Here is a 17554-nt window from a genome sequence, read left to right on the forward strand (position 1 = left end):
GCACGGTGAACGTCAGCGGGTCTGCGGTGAGGTATTGCGGTGACATTTTCGGTGAGAGCTGGCGGGGAGCGGCTGCCTCATCCGGATCTTCCGGACACCTCGAGCGTAGGCGGGCGGCGCGCCGGCCGGACACCGCCGTCGGCCCCTATGTGGATAAGTCCGCTGTGGACCGTTCCGTGGCCTCTTCGTCCAGGAGCGGGATGCTGACCACCAGCGTGGCACCGCCGCCGTCGGTCTTCCCGACCCGCACGGACCCGGAATGCGAGCCGACGATGGCGGCCACGATCGCCAGGCCAAGTCCGCTGCCGCCGGTCTCCCTGGTCCGGGAGGTGTCGGCCCGGTAGAAGCGCTCGAAAATACGGGCCGCCTCCTCATCCGGAACCCCCGGTCCGTGGTCCCGGACCTCGATCACGGACTGCCGTGTTCCGTCCGGTGCGGTCCGGACCCCGACGCCAATTTCGACCGGGGTGCCCTCCGGCGTGTAGCGCAGGGCATTGCCGACCAGGTTGCTGACCACTTGGCGCAGTTTGGCTTCGTCGCCCAGCACCGGGGCGGCGGCCGGGGCCGCGCCGTCAATCCCGGTGAGGGTGATGGTGCGTTTGCGGTCGCTCGCCTGGGTGTCCACCACGGCGTCGTTGGCCAGCAGCAGCAGGTCCGCGGGCTTCTGCTGCAACGGCCGCTGTTCGTCGATCCTGGCCAGCAGCAGCAGGTCTTCGACCATGGCTCCCATGCGTTTGGCTTCGCTTTCGATCCGCCCCATCGCCGTGGCCACGTCTTCCGGGGTGGACAACGCCCCGTGCCGGTACAGCTCGGAGAACCCGCGGATGGTCACCAGCGGGGTTCTCAGTTCGTGCGAGGCGTCGGCGGCGAAGCGCCGCATCCGCGCCTCGGACGCCATCCTGGCGGCGAAGGCCGTCTCAATGTGCGCGAGCATGGCATTGAGCGAGCTCCCAAGCCGGCCCACCTCCGTGCCCGGGTTCTCCACCTCCACACGCTGGGACAAGTCTCCCGCGGCGATCGCGGCGGCCGTCTTCTCCACCCGGGCCAGCGGCCGGAAGGACCGCGAAACAGTCCAGGTGGCAATGAAGAACGCCAGCACGAGCGTCAGCAGGCCCACACCCACCACCACCAGGGCAGCGTGTTCCATCACCGAATCCACGGGGTCCAGCGGCAGCCCGATCACGACGACGGCGCCACGGTTGTTGTTGTCCACCACGCTGACGGCCACGACCCGCCAGCTGCCGCCCTCGGATCCGCGGACCTGGAACGGCATCTGCTGGCGTTCCCGGGCCTCGACCGAGGAAAAGGTGCTGAGCGCGGGGTGGGATTCCTTGTCGCCGCCGAAGGTGTAGGGCGGAAGACCGGGGCTGAAGAGCATCAGCGAGTAGTCGGTGGGAACGGTGGAGTTGGTCTCCTGCAACTGGCTGAAGGACTGCTGCTGCCGCGCGGATTCGACGGCGGCCCGGAGCTTGTCATCCACCTGGCCCTGCAGGAAGCTGTGCAGCAGCGTCAGCGTGCCCGCCCCGGTAGCCGTGAGGGCCACCAGCATGAGCGCCATCATGATGGCCACGAGCTGCGAGCGCAGCGACGCCGATTTCCAGCGGTACAGCAAGGTCAGCGCTTCTCGGCAGTCCGCAGGACGTAGCCGACGCCGCGCTTGGTCTGGATCAGTGCCGGGGCATCGGGATCGATATCCACTTTGCGGCGCAGGTAGGAGATGTACGACTCCACGATCGAGGCGTCGCCGTTGAAGTCGTACTCCCATACATGGTCGAGGATCTGGGCCTTGGACAGGACCCGGTTCGGATTGAGCATGAGGTAGCGCAGGAGCTTGAATTCCGTGGGTGAGAGCTCGATCACGGTCCCGCCGCGGCGGACCTCGTGGGCGTCGTCGTCGAGCTGGAGGTCATCGACCCGGATCACGGCGTCGTCGTCGACCTGGGGTTGCGTGCGCCGGAGTACGGCGCGGATGCGGGCCACCACCTCGTCGAGGCTGAACGGTTTGGTGACGTAATCGTCCCCGCCCACGGTCAAACCGGTGACTTTGTCCTCGGTGTCGTCCTTGGCCGTGAGGAACAGGACCGGGAAGTGCTTGCCGGCGGCGCGCAGTCGGCGGGTAACGGTGAAGCCGTCCATGTCCGGCAGCATGACGTCCAGCACCGCCAGATCGGGGGAGTGCAACTCAGCAGCAGCCAGCGCCTCGCGTCCGCTGCCGGCCGAGACGACTTCAAAACCAGCGAAGCGCAGGGACGTGGAGAGCAGCTCGCGGATGTTCGGTTCGTCATCGACGACAAGGAGCTTGGCTTCGGGACCGTTCTTCTTCATGTTCCCATGATGCTCCCAGACTCTGGGAGTTTTCTGAATGGAGGTTGTGTGTTGCATGGCCGCATCCCCGGCACCCGCCTAGCCCGCGGTGCCGACGTCCTTGGCGTCCATGATCCGGTAGGCGTACCCCTGCTCGGCGAGGAACCGCTGCCGCTTCGCGGCGAAATCCTGGTCCAGGGTGTCCCTGGCCACGAGCGAGTAGAACCGGGCGGAGCGGCCGTCCTTCTTCGGGCGCAGCAGCCGGCCCAGGCGCTGGGCCTCCTCCTGGCGGGACCCGAATGAACCGGAGACCTGGATCGCGACCGACGCCTCGGGCAGGTCGATGGAGAAATTGGCGACCTTGGACACCACCAGGGTCTGCACCTCGCCGGCGCGGAACGCGTCGAACAGCCGCTGGCGCTCCTTCACCGACGTGTCGCCCTTGATCACCGGCGCGCCCAGGCGCTCGCCGATCTCGTCGAGCTGGTCGATGTACTGCCCGATCACCAGGAGCTGTTCCCCGGCGTGTTCGGCGACGAGTTCTTCGACCACCCGGGTCTTCGTCTCGGAGGTGGCACACAGCCGGTATTTGTCGGCGTCCTCGGCCATGGCATAGGCCACCCGTTCGTCGCGGGGCAGGTCCACCCGGACTTCCACGCAATCGGCCGGGGCGATGTAGCCCTGGGCCTCGATGTCCTTCCACGGCGCGTCGTAGCGTTTCGGCCCGATCAGGCTAAAGACCTCGCCCTCCCGGCCGTCCTCCCGCACCAACGTGGCGGTCAGCCCGAGCCGCCGGCGGGCCTGCAGGTCCGCCGTCATCCGGAAGATCGGCGCGGGCAGCAGGTGGACCTCGTCGTAGATGATCAGGCCCCAGTCGTTGCCGTCCACGAGCTCCAGGTGCGGGTACAGCCCGCCGCGCTTCGTGGTCAGGACCTGGTAGGTGGCGATCGTGACCGGCCGGACTTCCTTGACGGAGCCGGAGTACTCGCCGATCTCCTCCTCGGTCAGCGACGTGCGTTTGAGGAGCTCGTCCTTCCACTGCCGCGCGGCGACGGTGTTGGTCACCAGGATCAGTGTGGTGGTGGAGCTGGTGGCCATGGCGGCCGCGCCGACCAGCGTCTTGCCGGCGCCGCAGGGAAGGACGACGACGCCGCTGCCGCCGGCCCAGAAGTTCTCCGCGGCCAGTTGCTGGTAGGGCCGCAGCTTCCAGCCCGATTCGTTGAGCATGATGGGGTGCGGGGTGCCGTCCACGTAGCCGGCCAGGTCCTCGGCCGGCCAGCCAAGCTTGAGCAGCAGCTGCTTGAGCTGGCCGCGCTGGGAGGAATGCACCACCACCGTCTCGCCGTCGATCCGTGGCCCGAGCAGCGGGGCGATCTTCTTGGCGCGGCTGATTTCCTCGAGCACCGGGTAGTCGGAGGTGCGCATGACCAGGCCGTGCTGCGGGTCCTTCTCCAGCCGGAGCCGGCCGTACCGGGACATGGTCTCTTCGACGTCGATCAGCAGGGAATGGGGCACGGGGAAACGGGAGTACGTGAGCAGGGTGTCCAGCACTTTTTCGGCGTCCAGCCCGGCCGCCCGGGCGTTCCAGAGCCCCAACGGCGTCAGCCGGTAGCTGTGCACATGCTCCGGGGCCCGTTCCAGCTCGGCGAACGCCGCGATGGCGTGCCGGGCCTCCGTTGCGAGTTCGTGGTCGACCTCCAGCAGGATGGTCTTGTCACTCTGGACGATCAGGGGCCCGTCATTCACTGGAACAATTCCTCTGTAGCTTCTACGTCGATAATGCGGTGGATGGACAGGACCCGCTCGATTTCCTTGTCCGGATCGAACACCCGCACCCGCCCGCCATTCACAGCTACCGGAACAACCGTCTCGCGGGTGGCATTTCCCATGCTGTCCACGACGTTCATGATGACCCGCTGCCTGAGGCGGATCGCCTTCAGCAGGGTCTCGAGGCCCAGCTGGGTCGCTTCCTCGCTGCCCGGGGCCGCCGGCGGGTGGGCGCCGGAGCCCGGCGCCCGGGACCCGTTGGCGCGCAGCACGGCCAGCTGGGCCTCGATGTCGGCCTCCGGCGGAGCGGTCCGCGGGGCGGTGTACACCGGCCGGCCGCTGCCGGGCGCAGGGGTGCTGCGGCGCAGCCGGACGATGGCGGAGGCAGCTTCCTCCAGGACCGGGGCGAGCCCCAAACCCCGGAGGGCCTGGGCGGTTTCCCGGGGCGCGGCGTGGGAGACGACCACGGTGGGCGCGATGCGCACCAGCCCGAGGCCAGCCACGGCCGGGGCGTTGAGCAGTTCCAGCAGGGCAGCCTCGTCCTCGCTTTGGATAAAACTGGCCGCGGCCCCCACCCGGAGCCGGGAATGGCGCGCGGCGGTGTCTTCGATGAGGTACTGGAGGGGCTGCGGGATGGCGGTGGCCGAATGCTGGCGCAGGAAGTCCAGCATCGCCGCGGCGTCCAGGCCGGTGTCGAGGGCCCGGCGCACGGAGGTGACGGAGAACCGGTAGATGGTGGCCGGTCCCTGCCCTTCGGCCGTGGCCATGGTCAGGAGCCGTTCGCTCAGTTCGGGGTCGAGGTAGCCCGGCGCCACCGCCGTCAGGTCTGCCTGCAGCAACACGTGCTGCAGGGCCGCCGGCAGGTGTTCGCCCAGGATCCCCAGTGCGTCGTCCGGCTGCTCGGCGGCGATCGCGGCGCCCAGCTGGCTCAGCGCCCCGGAGCCGATCAGGCCAAGCATCTCGGCCTCCGCGAGGATGCCGCGGATCAGCGAGCTGAAGCGCCTGGCCATCCGGGGCTGCGTCCACTCGGCACGCTCCAGCACGGCGGCGGCATCGAGGACGGGGGCCTGCCCGTCGGGCGCCACGGCCTCAAGGGTGAGTTCGTGCAGGATTTCCAGGACCCTTTTGCGGACCACCGGGGCGTCCGGCCGCTGCGCCTCGGCGGAGAGCGCATTGATGGTGGTCCCGGCCGGGCCCCGGTGCCCGGCCGGGCCCGGGGCGGCAGCATTCACCGGCTGGCCCACGAGGGACGGTGCGCGCTCGCTGGCCAGCCAGGCGTTGACCAGCCACAGCCACTGCTCCTGCCGCGGCAGCGACAGCCACTCCAGCTGCGGCGGCTGCACCCACGCAGAACTGTCGACGTCCAGCCGGAGCAGACCGGCCATTCCGCAGAGCTCCGCGAGGACGCCGGCCTCGTGCACGTCCATCCGCAGGGAATCCGCCAGCCGCTTCATCTCCCGGACCCCGACGCCCCCGCTTCGCAGCGTCGCCAGCGGCTGTTCGCGCACGGTGTAGAGCACTTCGCCGACGAGCCGCAGCGTCTCGGCGATGGCGCCCAACGCGGCGTTTCGGCGCAGCCCCGCGCTCGTGTTGCCCAGCCGGGGGACAGGCGGCGTGAGCGAAAAGTTCTCGATGACAAACCCGCCGCGCAGCGACACTCCGACGCTGTGCGGCAGTTCGACGTGCGCGGCGTCCAGCGGTACCAGCAGCCCGCGCGCCAGCAGCCAGTCCACGGGGCCGACGTCGGCGCCTTCGTGGAGCACGGACGCCCGGCGCTGCGCCTGCGGGACGGCGCCCATGGCCCAGTTCCCGAACCGGGCCAGAAGGGCGGCGGTCCGGTCCGGTGCGGTGGCCAGGATTTGCTGGAGCGATTCCGGTGTTGCCGTCCAGTGCTGCAGGGACAGGGCGGCTTCCATCGGCGTCGTGGCGGGAGAGATGGACGCCCCGGCGCGGTGAAGTTCCCCCACCAGCTGCACCACGCGCTGCGTGAAAGCAGGCTGGAGCCGCACCAGTTCGGTGTAGCTGCGCCCCAGCCCCGCAGGGTAGATGCCAATCACGTCCTTGAGGCTGCCGACCGGAAGGTAGTGGCGCTGCTTGGCGGCGGCGGGGGTCGCGCCGTGCGGCGGATCTGCGCGGTGGACGAGGGCCAGTTCCTGCAGGGAATGGAGGAGCCGGTCGACGGCGGCAACCGAGGAGCCGTTGATCAGTTTCTTCAGCATCGCCGCCGACGCGCTGTGCCCGGTATCGGCGTTGGTGCACAGGTGCAGGGTTTCCAGGACCTGCATCTGCGGGCGGTTGAGCCGTTCGAGTGCCCGCTGGACGCTGACGCGTCCGCTGGCGCGGGCGGCGAGGGCGGCGAAGTCCGGGACGCCGGGAGAAATCAGGTCCGGCCGCGCGGAGAACAAGGCCCGCAACGATTCGTCGCTTCGTGCCTGAAGTTCCTTGCTGAGCGCGCGGATGAGGGACATCGCTCCAACGTTACCTTTCGCCGGGCCCGCGCGGGCGGCGCCGGGCTGCCACCGCGTCGACAACGAGGGCCAGCATGAGCAGGAATGCCACCGGGAGGCCGTAGAGGGCCGTCGAGGTAATCCAGGCGGGCGCCACGGCATTGTTGAAGGCCATCGCCATGACAGCGCCGACGGCAACGAGGGACAGCACAGCAAGGGTGGCCGCTACGATCATCAAAGGCCGCCGGTAACGCGTCAGTGTCATGGGGGCAACGCTAACAGTCCGGCATCGCCCGCGCCTCAAGCCGTTAAAGTGAACCAGGCAGGATAACCTTGGAGATACAGACCAACACGGTCCGGGCAGTCATACCCTGAACCCGCGTATCCATGCGGATGCGGTGACCGCCGGCCGTGTCCCCGCAGAACGAAGAAGGTTGATTACGTGCCTACCGGCAAGGTCAAGTGGTATGACAAGGAAAAAGGCTTCGGATTCCTCGCGGGCGAGGACGGCCAGGAAGTCTTCCTGCCCAAGTCCGCGTTGCCCGAAGGCATCACGGAGCTCAAGGCCGGCACGCGTGTTGAATTTGGTGTAGCCGACGGACGCAAGGGTGCCCAGGCCCTGGGCCTGCGCGTGCTGGACAAGACGCCGTCCATCGCCAAGGCAAAGCGGCCCAGCGCCAGGGACCTTGCCCCGCTGGTCCAGGACCTCGTCAGCGTGCTGGATAACCTGTCCGGGACCCTGTCCGCGGGCAAGTACCCGGAAGGCAACAAGGGCAAGGCGATCGCAGCGGCCCTCCGTAAGGTTGCCGACGAGCTGGACGTATAAGGCTTTTGATGACTCAGGAACCTGATCAGTTGCCGGCGCCGGATGCCGGAACCGCAGCGCCCACCGGGGCCAAAGCAACCGGCTCCAAGCAGGGAATCCGCCCGCGCGCCGGCGTGCCCGTCTGGCGCACCGGCAAGCCTGACGCCTTCCTGGCCGCCGCCGTCGACGTCGCCCGCACCGCGGTGGAGGGCATTGCCCCCGCCGAGCAGATCGGCGAGCACATCGGTGCCCGGAGCGAGGGCGACCGCCTGGTGACCCACCTGTTCGAATCCAGGCTCCCCGGCTACCTGGGCTGGCAGTGGTACGCCGTGCTGACACGCAACTCGCGCTCCAAGGTGGTCACGGTGGACGAACTTGGGCTCCTGCCCTCCGAGGACTCCATCCTGGCACCGGCCTGGGTTCCGTGGGCCGAACGGGTCCGCCCGGAAGACGCGCAGGCTGACGAGGCTGCCGAGGCGCCGTCCGGTTCCGAAGCGCCGTCACAGGCGTCCGACGCCGACCAGCAGGATGACGCCGACGACGACGCCGCTGACGCCGACGCCGACGACGCCGCTGACGACGACACTGACGGCGACGCCGACACTGACGCCGACGACGCTGAGCGGGAACGCTCAACGGGCGAGGCCGACTAGCGGTTGGAAGCGTCCGGGAGCGTGTCTGGGGAGGGCTGGGGCTGATGTCCACGTTCAAATCCCTGCACATCCTGAACTACCGGATCTGGTTCGTCGGCGCCCTCATTTCCAACGTTGGCACCTGGATGCAGCGCACCGCCCAGGACTGGCTGGTGTTCGCCCACCTGACGGCGCACGATGCCGGGGCGGTGGGAATCACGATGGCCCTGCAGCTGGGCCCGCAACTCTTCCTGGCACCCGTGGCCGGACTGGTCGCCGACCGGTTCAACCGCAAGCGGCTCCTGGTGCTGACGCAGTCCGCCATGGCGCTGCTGAGCGCGGGGCTGGGCATCCTGGTGGTTACGGGCGCGGCGCAGCTCTGGCACGTCTACGCCTTTGCCCTGATGCTCGGGGTGGTCTCCGCCCTGGACGCCCCCGTCCGGCAGACCTTCGTCTCGGAACTCGTCCAGGACGACTACCTGCCCAACGCAGTGGCCCTGAACAGCGCGTCTTTCAATGTTGCCCGGATGATCGGTCCGGCCGTCGCCGGCGTGCTCACGGCCATCGTCGGGCCCGGCTGGGTCTTCCTCATTAATACGCTCACCTTTGTGCCCCTGTTGCTGAGCCTGGCGAAAATCCCGTCGTCGTCGCTGCGCCGGCTGCCGCGGGCACCGGCGGGCAAGGGCAGGATCCGGGAGGGGCTGCGCTATGTGAGGTACCGTCCGGATTTGGTCGTGGTGCTGGTGGCGATCTTCATCGTGGGAACCCTGGGGCTGAATTTCGCCCTGTTCATCGCGGCCATGGTGGGGACCGAATTCGGCCTGGACGCGGGGGCCTTCGGCCTGATGAATTCGATCATGGCCATCGGATCCGTAGCCGGGGCCCTGCTGTCCGCCGGGCGCGGCAAGCCACGGCTGAGGGTCATCTTCGGGGCGGCCGCCGCCTTCGGCGTGACCTCGGGCATCGCAGCGATGGCCCCGAACTACTTCTGGTACGGCGTCGCACTTGTGCCCGTGGGGCTGTTCGCGATCACCATGATGACGAGCGCCAACGGGTACGTCCAGACCACCACAGAGCCCGTAATGCGGGGCCGGGTGATGGCCCTCTACATGGCGATCTTCATGGGCGGAACCCCCCTTGGTGCGCCGTTCGTCGGCTGGGTGGCAAACACCGCCGGCCCCCGCTGGTCCATGGCGGTCGCGGCGGGCGCCGGCCTGCTGGCGGCCCTGATCGGGCTGGTGTGGATCATCCGCGCGAAGCACCTGCGGCTCCACTTCAACCGCCGCGCCCACGGGCTGCGGTACTTCCGCGTCGAAAGCCGGACCGGGGCGGCCGGTGCCGGCAGGGACGCGCTGCCGGAGGCACAGCAGGGCGGACGGACCTGAAACGACGAGGGCGCCGTCACGGCTTAGGTTCTCAGGGCCGTGACGACGCCGGACGCAGGGCTACTTCTTCAGTTCCGCCACGACGAAATCGATGCACTCGAGCAGTGCCGAGACATCGTCGGGCTCGATCGCCACGAAGGTGGCGATGCGCAGCTGGTTGCGGCCCAGCTTGCGGTACGGCTCGGTGTCGACGACGCCGTTGGCGCGGAGCACCTTGGCGATGGCCGCGGCGTCGATCGAGTCATCGAAGTCGATCGTGGCGATCACGTTCGAGCGGTCCTCGGCCTTGGCCACGAACGGCGTGGCGTATTCGGACGCTTCGGCCCAGCGGTAGATGCGGCCTGCAGAATCCGCGGTCCGGCCGGCGGCGAAGTCCAGGCCGCCGTTGGCGTTGAGCCACTGCACCTGGGCGTCCAGGGTCACCAGGGTGGCCAGTGCGGGGGTGTTGTAGGTCTGGTTCAGCCGGGAATTGTCGATCGCCGTCTGGAGGTCAAGGAAGTCGGGAATCCAGCGGTTGCCGGCCTTGATCCGTGCCGCCCGTTCCAGCGCGGCCGGGGAGAACAGGCCCAGCCACAGGCCGCCGTCGGACGCGAAGTTCTTCTGCGGCGCGAAGTAGTACACGTCCGACTCCGCCACGTCCACGTCCAGCCCGCCCGCGGCCGAGGTCGCGTCCACGAGCACCAGCGACCCCTCGTCGGCGCCGGCCACCCGCTGGACGGGGGCGGCTACGCCGGTTGAGGTCTCGTTCTGCGGCCACGCATAGACGTCGACGCCGGCCTCCGCCCGGGCGGTGGGGCGGGTGCCGGGTTCGGCCTTGATGATGGAGGACTCGGCAAGGAACGGCGCCTTGTTGGTGGCGGAGGCGAACTTCGAGCCGAACTCGCCGAAGGACAGGTGCTGCGCTTTGTTCTCCACGAGCCCGAAGCTGGCAATGTCCCAGAACGCGGTAGATCCGCCGACGCCCAGCACCACTTCATAGCCTTCCGGTGCCCGGAAGAATTCGCTGAGGCCGCTGCGCACCGAGCCGACCAGGTTCTTCACGGGCGCCTGGCGGTGCGAGGTCCCCAGCAGCTTCGACGATGCCGCGGCGAGGGCGTCCATCTGTTCCGGCCGGACTTTGGACGGGCCGGCGCCGAACCGTCCGTCCTTGGGCAGGAGGTTGGCGGGGATCGTGATGCTGGTGTCGCTCACAGTGGCTCCAATTTTCGGCTGGTTCGTAGCGTGGCTGGGAGGTGGCGGGCAGGGATGGCCACCACGGACACCACTTTTCATTCTGCCTGTTTTATTCTGCCTGTTTTATTTTGCCTGACAGCCCCCGGCGATACGGAAAAAGGCCTGTCATAGTCCGGTCATTGAGACGCCGGGGACGGCCGGCCGGCTGGGGCTGGGACAATAGCTCCAGGTCGATCGAAAGATTATCCGGAGTAATTCAAAATAGGCTAGGCTGGCATGCGAACGTACGGCGGTTTCCGCCTGGGCGCATCCTGCATGCAGCCCGCACGCGGTACGGTGGGAATGACGCTAGGACTGCGCTCGAGGAGCTGAGCTGAATGACGGATCTGATCGATACCACGGAGATGTATCTTCGGACCATTCTGGAACTTGAAGAAGAAAACATCGTTGCCCTCCGCGCCCGCATCGCCGAACGGCTCCGCCACTCCGGCCCCACTGTGTCCCAGACGATCGGCCGGATGGAGCGCGACGGGCTGGTGGTTGTTTCCGGCGACCGGCACCTTGAACTGACGGAAACCGGACGGAAACGTGCAATCGGTGTCATGCGCAAGCACCGTCTGGCCGAACGCCTCCTCGCGGACGTGATCGGGCTCGACTGGGCCTACGTCCACGAGGAAGCGTGCCGCTGGGAACATGTCATGAGCGAACGCGTCGAGCGAAGAATCTTCGAGATGCTCAACCACCCGACGGTCTCGCCCTACGGAAACCCCATTCCGGGGCTTGCGGATCTTGGCGGCGTGCCCAATGGCGCCCCCGTGGACAGGCCTGTGAACCTGCTGGAGGCCATGGCCGGCTACGGGGTAACTTCCAGGGTTACGGTCAACCGGCTCGCGGAGCCGATCCAGGTGGAGCCGGAGCTTCTGGCCCAGCTCGACGAGGGCGGAATCAGGCCTGGCGCGCTTGTCTCGCTGGAGCGGGTGGGGGAGTACATCTCGGTCCGCGTCCCCGATATCGAAGGTGCCCTGGAACTGCCGCCCGAGGTTGCCGCGCACGTCTTTGTAACAGTCGCCTGACCAGCCACTACGCGCCGGTCATGGGACGACCCACGAGTTGTCCACAATTGCGGTTACGGATTTATTACCGGGCGGCTTAATCGCCTATAGTTAGTGCCCAGTACCGATACCAAAGCGTTACCTGATCCGAAGCCGAGCCCTGCCAGCGGATCAGTCGCAGAACTACCTCCTGGCAGGGGCGGGGGAACCACTTTCGGCTGCTACTTCGGCAGCCTTGGGGTGAAGTCCGTCAGCGGCAAGCAGCTTCCACCGAAGGATCCCCTGGGGATGCATCTGTGCGTGGCTGCTTGCAACGGCGGACCGGGTCTTTGATCTCTCTGACCCGAATCCGACAGCTAACTTCGCAGGCCATCCAGAGAGGAACCGTTCTTGACCACCCAGACCTCCAGGGGCCGTCGCCGCGCGACCGGTCCCGCTCCGGAGCCGCGTCCCGTCGTCGCACACACGGCCGAACGCCCGCGGGACGTGCACCGGGATGAACGCCGTCGCCGTCGCAGTCCGTTCCGCCAGGTCACGGACTTTGCCGCGGCCAGCGGGGTCGGGCAGAAGGCCGGGATCGCCCTGGCCGCAACTGGTCTGGTTCTGACCGTGACGGTCCCCGTCACGAGCCCGGTGATGGCTTCGAATCCGGGCGGGTCCGGCGCGCTCTCCGCTGCCGTGCAGCCGGATGTCACCGCTGCCGCCGCCGCCAAAGTCGACTTCAACCGTACGGCCGTCACCACGAAGGGCGATCCGGACGGGAAACTCAAGCAGCTGCTGAGCGCCCAGTCTGTGGGCACCATCACCCGCGCGGCATCGGCCGGCACCCTGGGTGCGCCGCTCGACCAGCTGGTCACGGCCTCGCCCTTCGGCTACCGCGTCAGCCCCATTACCGGGGGCGCGGGGGAGTTCCACCGCGGCCAGGATTTCGCCGCCCAGTGCGGCACGGCGGTCCACGCGGCCGCCAGCGGCACCGTGACCTTCAACGGCTGGCATCCCTTCGGCGGGGGGAACCGCGTGGTCATCGATCACGGCAACGGCCTGGAGACCACGTACAACCACCTGTCCTCGGCCTCGGTCAAGGTCGGCCAGAAGGTTTCCCGCGGTGACGTCGTCGCCATGAGCGGAACCACCGGCGCCTCCACGGGCTGCCACCTCCACTTTGAAGTGATGGTCAACGGCGATGTCGTTGATCCGCTCGGCTGGCTCTAAAAAGACGATGGGCTGCTCTCAACTTCCTGTGACACGCCGTGATCTGAATGTGACATTGGATCCGGACTGCTGTAGGGTTTGAAGCACGCCAACTTTTCCGAAGTTGGCGCTCTTGAGTGGATTGCCTAGCTCTGCCACCGCTCAAGGTCCGTTCGCATTACATCGTCTGGCAGGGGCGGGGGAACCAATTTTGGCCTTCGAAAGAAGGCCTTGGGGTTAAGTCGTAAAGCTTCCCAGGAAGCAGCGCGGCCGGGTGACTCCCATCCGAATCCGACAGCTCACCTCGTAGGCATTGGGAGAGGCTACTTTCGTGTCTTCACGCCACAATTCTGCGCGCATGCGCACCGGCGAGGCTCTGTCGAGCCCGCTGGAATCCACATCACGTGCCGCCCTTGCCGGCGCCCGGATTGGATCACGTTCCGCAGGCTCAATCTCTAGCGAGCCCGGACAGCATGCAGTTTCCGCTTTTGGCGCGTCTTCGCAGTACACCCTTCGCTAAGTAACCCATTTCGGGGCGATCCGGCGTACCCCCAAGATGCCGGAGCGTCCTCAGTCCGTGCCCGAAAGCGCGCGGTCCAAGGATCACGAAAGAGAGAACTTAATGACTACTCGTGCAAACGTTGCACGGCACCGCGCCGAGGTCACCAAGACCAACTCGCTGGCTGTTATTGCTAAGGCTGTCGGCGACAACGCCGGCGGCGTGGGCCGTCAGGCCGCGGTCATCGCCGCAGCTTCCGGTCTGGTCCTGACCAGCGGAATCGCAGCCAACGCTGCTGAAACCAATGTTCAGCGCGAATCGACCTCCGCTTCGGCCCTGGAAGTCCAGTCCGCAGCTCCGGCCACCATCTCGGCCGCTTCCACCATCGCGATCTCCTACGAGAAGCCCGCCGTGACCACCACGCCGGCTCCCGTCGTCGAGGCTCCCAAGCCCGTCGTCAAGGTCCAGGACGCCACGGCCACCCGCGCCGGCGGCACCGAGCTTGGCGTCAGCGGCGGCGTCGCTGCCCAGGCCCCCGCCGGCATCGGAAGCGGCGCAGGCGCGACCATCGCCGCCGCTGCCTACGCACAGATCGGCGTGGCGCAGGACTGCACCGCCCTCGCCACCAACGCCCTGGCCGCGGCAGGCATCCACTACCACGGCTGGCCGGCAGGTTACCTGTCCCTGGGACGCACCGTGAGCGCCGCCGAGGCACGCCCGGGCGACCTCGCTTACTACCAGAACGGCGGCGTGGGCATGGCTCACATCGCGGTCTACGTCGGCAACGGCATGGCAGTGCACGGCGGCTGGAACGGCGGCACCACCGCGCTGTACAGCGTCAACGTCGGCTCCGGCCCGGTCTTCATCCGCGTCGGCGCCTAAGCACGAACCCCAGCATTCCAAAAGACCCCCGCCTGCAGGCGGGGGTCTTTTGCGTTGCCGCGCAGTGAACTTTCCGCGCCGGGGACCGCGCCGGTGAAAAAATATTCGGTGATCCGGCACTTGAGTGTTTACTCTTGTGTTGTCGATCCATAGCCCGACCATGCAGAGGGCAGCCGGCCCTCGTGCCGCTGGCGGGTGCGGCCGTGAAGAGGTATGCGGATGCGCACTCTCGTTCTGAATGCTGGATATGAACCGCTGGCGGTCATCACCTTCCGCCGGGCGCTCGTCCTTGTCCTGACCGGAAAGGCCAGCGTGGTGGCCGAAGGGGACGACCCCGTGGTCGGCCCCCAGGACATTTTGGGCCGCCCGTCCGTGATCCTGCTGAACCGCTACATCCGGCCCAGGTACAACACGATGACTGCGGTGAGCCGCCGCGGCGTGCTGCGCCGGGATGCCCACCGCTGCGCGTACTGCGGCAAGGCTGCCCACACCATCGACCACATCCAGCCCAAATCGCGGGGCGGGGCCGACTCCTGGGAGAATCTGGTGGCGGCGTGCCTGCGGTGCAACAACGCCAAGAGCGACCATACGCCGGCGGAGATGGGCTGGAAGATCGGTTTTGTTCCGGGCCCGCCAAAGGGTGCCATCTGGCAGATCAAGGAACTCGAGAAGCCGACGCCGGCCTGGGATCCGTTCCTGCTGCCTGAATCGGCTGCCTGATCTGCCCCCTTGCTGATTGATCAGCCGGTGAAGACGCTGCCGGCGCACGTGACGGCTTGTTCGGTGGCCGCTGGCGCCGCGCTAGGCTGAAACGATGGAGTTCGATGCCATCATTCTCGCCGGGGGGCGGTCCTCACGCCTCGGCGGCGTGCCCAAATCCGGGCTGATCTACGACGGCGCCACCCTCCTGGAGCGGTCACTGCGGGCCGCCGGCGCGGCGGGGCGCACCGTCGTCGTCGGCCCCGATCCCGGGGGCCTGCCCGGCGGCGTCCTGACCTGCCGGGAAGAGCCGCCCTTCGCGGGTCCGGCCGCAGCCATCGCGGCGGGGCTGGCCGCCCTGGCCGCCGATCACGCGAACCGGCACGCAGCAGCCGCGCCCTATACCCTCGTCCTGGCGTGTGACATGCCCCGGTCGGCCGGCGCGGTCCGTGCCCTGGCCGAGGCGCTGGCCGCGTCCGGTGCAGGCACGCCGGAAAGGGACGCGGCCGACGGCGTCATGGCCGTCTCGGCCGACGGCCGGAAACAGCCGCTCGCGGGCTTTTATGGCACGGCCGTGCTACAACGTTCTGTCGCGGACGCCGCGTCCCGGGACCGGCTGGAAAACGCATCGGTGTTCGCCCTTCTTGCTAGGCTGGACGTGCGGGAAGTTCGCGTTCCCCCGGGTTCCACGGATGACGTCGACACCTGGGATGACGCGTTCGCACTGGGGGTATCCGGCAGGATTCCCGACGGCGGTCCGGGCTCCGGCCCGGCTCTGCACAGCTGAACTCGACCATGGAGGCAAACGGTGAAAAGCCAGGACGAAACACTGGAAGACTGGTGCCGTGCCCTGCTCCAGGCCCTGGAGCTGGACGACGTTGAGATTGACGTGAATGAGGTCCTCGCCCTGGCCGGCGTGGCCGCCCATTCCGTGGTGCGCCCGGCGGCACCGCTGACCACATTCATTGCCGGCTTTGCGGCCGGCCTGGCCTCAGGCTCCGGGCAGGCCACGGACTCCGTGTCCATGGAGTCCGCGATGGCCGTGGCCCGCCGGCTCGCCAAGGACTACGCAGCCGCCGAAACTTCCGGGGCATGACGGCTGCGGCCCCGGACGGCAACGGCCCCACCACCGCCGCAGGTGGAGATGGCGTCAGAGATGGCGGTGAAGATGGCGTCAACGATACCGACGGAAATGGCGCCGGAACTGGCGGTGGAGGGGCTCCCGTAGACGGCCCTGGAGGCCCTCACATCGCGGCGCGCGAGGATGCAGCGGACGAGGACACTGCCGCGGAGCCGCATAAGCACCTGGCCCACACGTGGCAGGAGGCCCGGCAACTCGCGTTCGAGTGCGCCGTTCCCATCCCGGCCGCCCCTGTTCCGCTGCGGCAGACGCTTGGCCGGACGCTCGCGGCGGACGTCGTTGCCCGGCAGGACATGCCCCATTACGCTTCCTCTGCCATGGACGGCTGGGCCGTCAACGGCAGCGGCCCCTGGATCCTGGCCGAACCCGGCCAGCGTCTGGCACCACATCAGGCCAGCCCGATTGCCACCGGCGGCCTCATCCCGCCCGGGGCAAAGGCCGTGTTGCGCAGCGAAAGCGGCATCATCGACGCCGACGAGGACGGCCTGCCCGTCCTGAAGCTGGGCGGCACCGCGAAGCCGGGAGACCCGCGCAACGGCGACCATATCAGGAAGGCCGGGGAGGAAGCCGCCGCCGGAGACGTACTGATCAAGCGCGGCACGGTCCTGAACCCGGCCCATCTGGCCCTCGCCGCGCTGGCCGGAAGTGACACCCTTCCCGTGCTCGGCAAGGCCGTGGTCCGCCTCGTTTTCACTGGCTCCGAGGTCGTGACGAGCGGGATACCGGCACCCGGGCAGGTCCGCGACACCTTCGGACCCCAACTGGCCGCCGTGGTGGGGATGCTCGGCGGGATCTGTACCGAAGAAGTGAAAGTCGGCGACACCTACGCCGAGTGGCTCGCCGCCCTCGAGGACACCGATCCTGCCGGTGAAAACCTGCCTGCCGACGTCGTGGTCACCACCGGCGGCACGGGGCGCTCCGGGACAGACCACCTCAGGCGCTCGGTCGCCGAGCTCGGCGGCCGCCTGCTGATCGACGGAATCGCCATGCGCCCGGGCCACCCCGCCGTGCTGGCCGAGCTGCCGGACGGCCGTTACATCCTCGGCCTGCCAGGGAACCCGCTCGCGGCCATGATGGCGCTGTCCACGATCGGTGCCCCACTCCTGGCGGCACTCGGGCACGGCGCGATCCCCCCGCTCAGCGAGGTGCCCTGCGGCTCGACAATTGACGCCGACCCGGGCCGGACCCGGCTCATGCCCTTCCGGCTGCTCTATGGCATGGCATCGCCGGCGCAGCACACCGGCCCGGGAATGATGCGGGGGCTGGCCGCCGCCGACGGTGTGCTGGTGGTCCCGCCCCATGGCGTGCAGCTGGGGGAACTGGTCCCCGCCTTCGCCCTCCCGTGGGGTGCGCCGTTGCCTGACGCGTCGGCAGCGGCCGCCGAACAGAAGCCGGCGGCGAAGCGGACCGCCAGGAAAACCTCGGCCAGTGACGGGCCGGTGGACTGGAGTGCCCTTTTGGGCTGAGTCCTGGCCCGCTGCGCCGGCGCAGAGACAAGGCACGCCGCCAGGATCAGGCACTTACAATGATGGAACCAGCCAAAGATTCAAACAGCCGCTAGCTTCAACAGCGGCACA

The 17554-nt window shown here is 68.2% G+C and carries 16 protein-coding genes and 2 riboswitches; of the genes, 10 read left to right on the top strand and 6 right to left on the bottom strand.

Annotation, left to right across the window (positions count from 1 at the left end):
• Positions 1-145: 145 nt before the first annotated feature.
• The 5 genes from AC1DNG_RS12145 to AC1DNG_RS12165 all read right to left on the bottom strand — a co-directional run bounded on the left by AC1DNG_RS12145 (position 146) and on the right by AC1DNG_RS12165 (position 6783).
• Positions 146-1612, bottom strand: coding sequence for a sensor histidine kinase (locus AC1DNG_RS12145; RefSeq protein WP_476887437.1), 1467 nt, complete (start codon positions 1610-1612; stop codon positions 146-148).
• A 2-nt stretch (positions 1613-1614) separates the two neighbouring features.
• Positions 1615-2325: a response regulator transcription factor gene (locus AC1DNG_RS12150; protein WP_018775770.1), complete on the bottom strand. Its 711-nt coding sequence runs from the start codon at positions 2323-2325 to the stop codon at positions 1615-1617.
• Positions 2326-2403: 78 nt separating this feature from the next.
• Complete coding sequence (locus tag AC1DNG_RS12155) at positions 2404-4050, bottom strand: DNA repair helicase XPB (protein WP_476858019.1); 1647 nt, start codon at positions 4048-4050, stop codon at positions 2404-2406.
• On the bottom strand, positions 4047-6539 hold the full coding sequence (locus AC1DNG_RS12160) for a helicase-associated domain-containing protein (protein WP_476887438.1): 2493 nt from the start codon (positions 6537-6539) through the stop codon (positions 4047-4049). Before AC1DNG_RS12160 ends, AC1DNG_RS12155 begins: the two co-directional genes overlap by 4 nt.
• A 10-nt stretch (positions 6540-6549) precedes the next feature.
• Entirely contained in the window at positions 6550-6783 is a 234-nt protein-coding gene (locus AC1DNG_RS12165; RefSeq protein WP_079555362.1) for a hypothetical protein, read from the bottom strand.
• A gap of 177 nt (positions 6784-6960) precedes the next feature.
• Here AC1DNG_RS12165 and AC1DNG_RS12170 point away from each other — a divergent pair, with 177 nt between their 5' ends.
• Genes AC1DNG_RS12170 through AC1DNG_RS12180 form a run of 3 tightly spaced genes read left to right on the top strand, consistent with a single transcriptional unit; the run spans position 6961 to position 9340 of the window.
• Entirely contained in the window at positions 6961-7344 is a 384-nt protein-coding gene (locus tag AC1DNG_RS12170; protein ID WP_018776003.1) for a cold-shock protein, read from the top strand.
• 8 nt (positions 7345-7352) lie between these two features.
• Positions 7353-7976 (top strand): DUF3027 domain-containing protein, encoded by a 624-nt coding sequence (locus tag AC1DNG_RS12175; protein ID WP_476887439.1) that lies wholly within the window; start codon positions 7353-7355, stop codon positions 7974-7976.
• A gap of 44 nt (positions 7977-8020) precedes the next feature.
• Positions 8021-9340, top strand: a complete 1320-nt coding sequence (locus tag AC1DNG_RS12180) for an MFS transporter (RefSeq protein WP_476887440.1) — start codon at positions 8021-8023, stop codon at positions 9338-9340.
• Positions 9341-9400: 60 nt separating this feature from the next.
• On the opposite strand, the gene serC is transcribed toward AC1DNG_RS12180, so the two are convergent.
• On the bottom strand, positions 9401-10531 hold the full coding sequence (gene serC, locus AC1DNG_RS12185) for a phosphoserine transaminase (protein ID WP_476872048.1): 1131 nt from the start codon (positions 10529-10531) through the stop codon (positions 9401-9403).
• 359 nt (positions 10532-10890) lie between these two features.
• On the opposite strand from serC, the gene AC1DNG_RS12190 reads away from it, so the two are divergent.
• The 7 genes from AC1DNG_RS12190 to AC1DNG_RS12220 all read left to right on the top strand — a co-directional run bounded on the left by AC1DNG_RS12190 (position 10891) and on the right by AC1DNG_RS12220 (position 17443).
• Positions 10891-11586: an iron-dependent transcriptional repressor DtxR gene (locus tag AC1DNG_RS12190; protein ID WP_079555358.1), complete on the top strand. Its 696-nt coding sequence runs from the start codon at positions 10891-10893 to the stop codon at positions 11584-11586.
• Between the two features lie 150 nt (positions 11587-11736).
• Positions 11737-11951: riboswitch (cyclic di-AMP (ydaO/yuaA leader) on the top strand.
• A 4-nt stretch (positions 11952-11955) separates the two neighbouring features.
• Entirely contained in the window at positions 11956-12777 is an 822-nt protein-coding gene (locus AC1DNG_RS12195) for a M23 family metallopeptidase (RefSeq protein ID WP_476851273.1), read from the top strand.
• 136 nt (positions 12778-12913) lie between these two features.
• A riboswitch (cyclic di-AMP (ydaO/yuaA leader) is annotated at positions 12914-13083 on the top strand.
• Positions 13084-13378: 295 nt separating this feature from the next.
• Positions 13379-14137, top strand: coding sequence for an NlpC/P60 family protein (locus AC1DNG_RS12200; protein ID WP_230009730.1), 759 nt, complete (start codon positions 13379-13381; stop codon positions 14135-14137).
• Positions 14138-14356: 219 nt separating this feature from the next.
• The gene (locus tag AC1DNG_RS12205) at positions 14357-14857 is read left to right on the top strand and encodes an HNH endonuclease (RefSeq protein ID WP_026266867.1); all 501 of its coding nucleotides are present in this window, start codon (positions 14357-14359) and stop codon (positions 14855-14857) included.
• A gap of 94 nt (positions 14858-14951) precedes the next feature.
• On the top strand, positions 14952-15623 hold the full coding sequence (mobA, locus tag AC1DNG_RS12210; protein ID WP_476887441.1) for a molybdenum cofactor guanylyltransferase: 672 nt from the start codon (positions 14952-14954) through the stop codon (positions 15621-15623).
• A 21-nt stretch (positions 15624-15644) separates the two neighbouring features.
• Positions 15645-15932: a DUF6457 domain-containing protein gene (locus tag AC1DNG_RS12215; protein ID WP_079555354.1), complete on the top strand. Its 288-nt coding sequence runs from the start codon at positions 15645-15647 to the stop codon at positions 15930-15932.
• On the top strand, positions 15929-17443 hold the full coding sequence (locus AC1DNG_RS12220) for a molybdopterin molybdotransferase MoeA (protein WP_476887442.1): 1515 nt from the start codon (positions 15929-15931) through the stop codon (positions 17441-17443). Before AC1DNG_RS12215 ends, AC1DNG_RS12220 begins: the two co-directional genes overlap by 4 nt.
• The last annotated feature ends 111 nt before the right edge of the window (positions 17444-17554 follow it).

The organism is Arthrobacter sp. 01T425, from assembly GCF_056398725.1.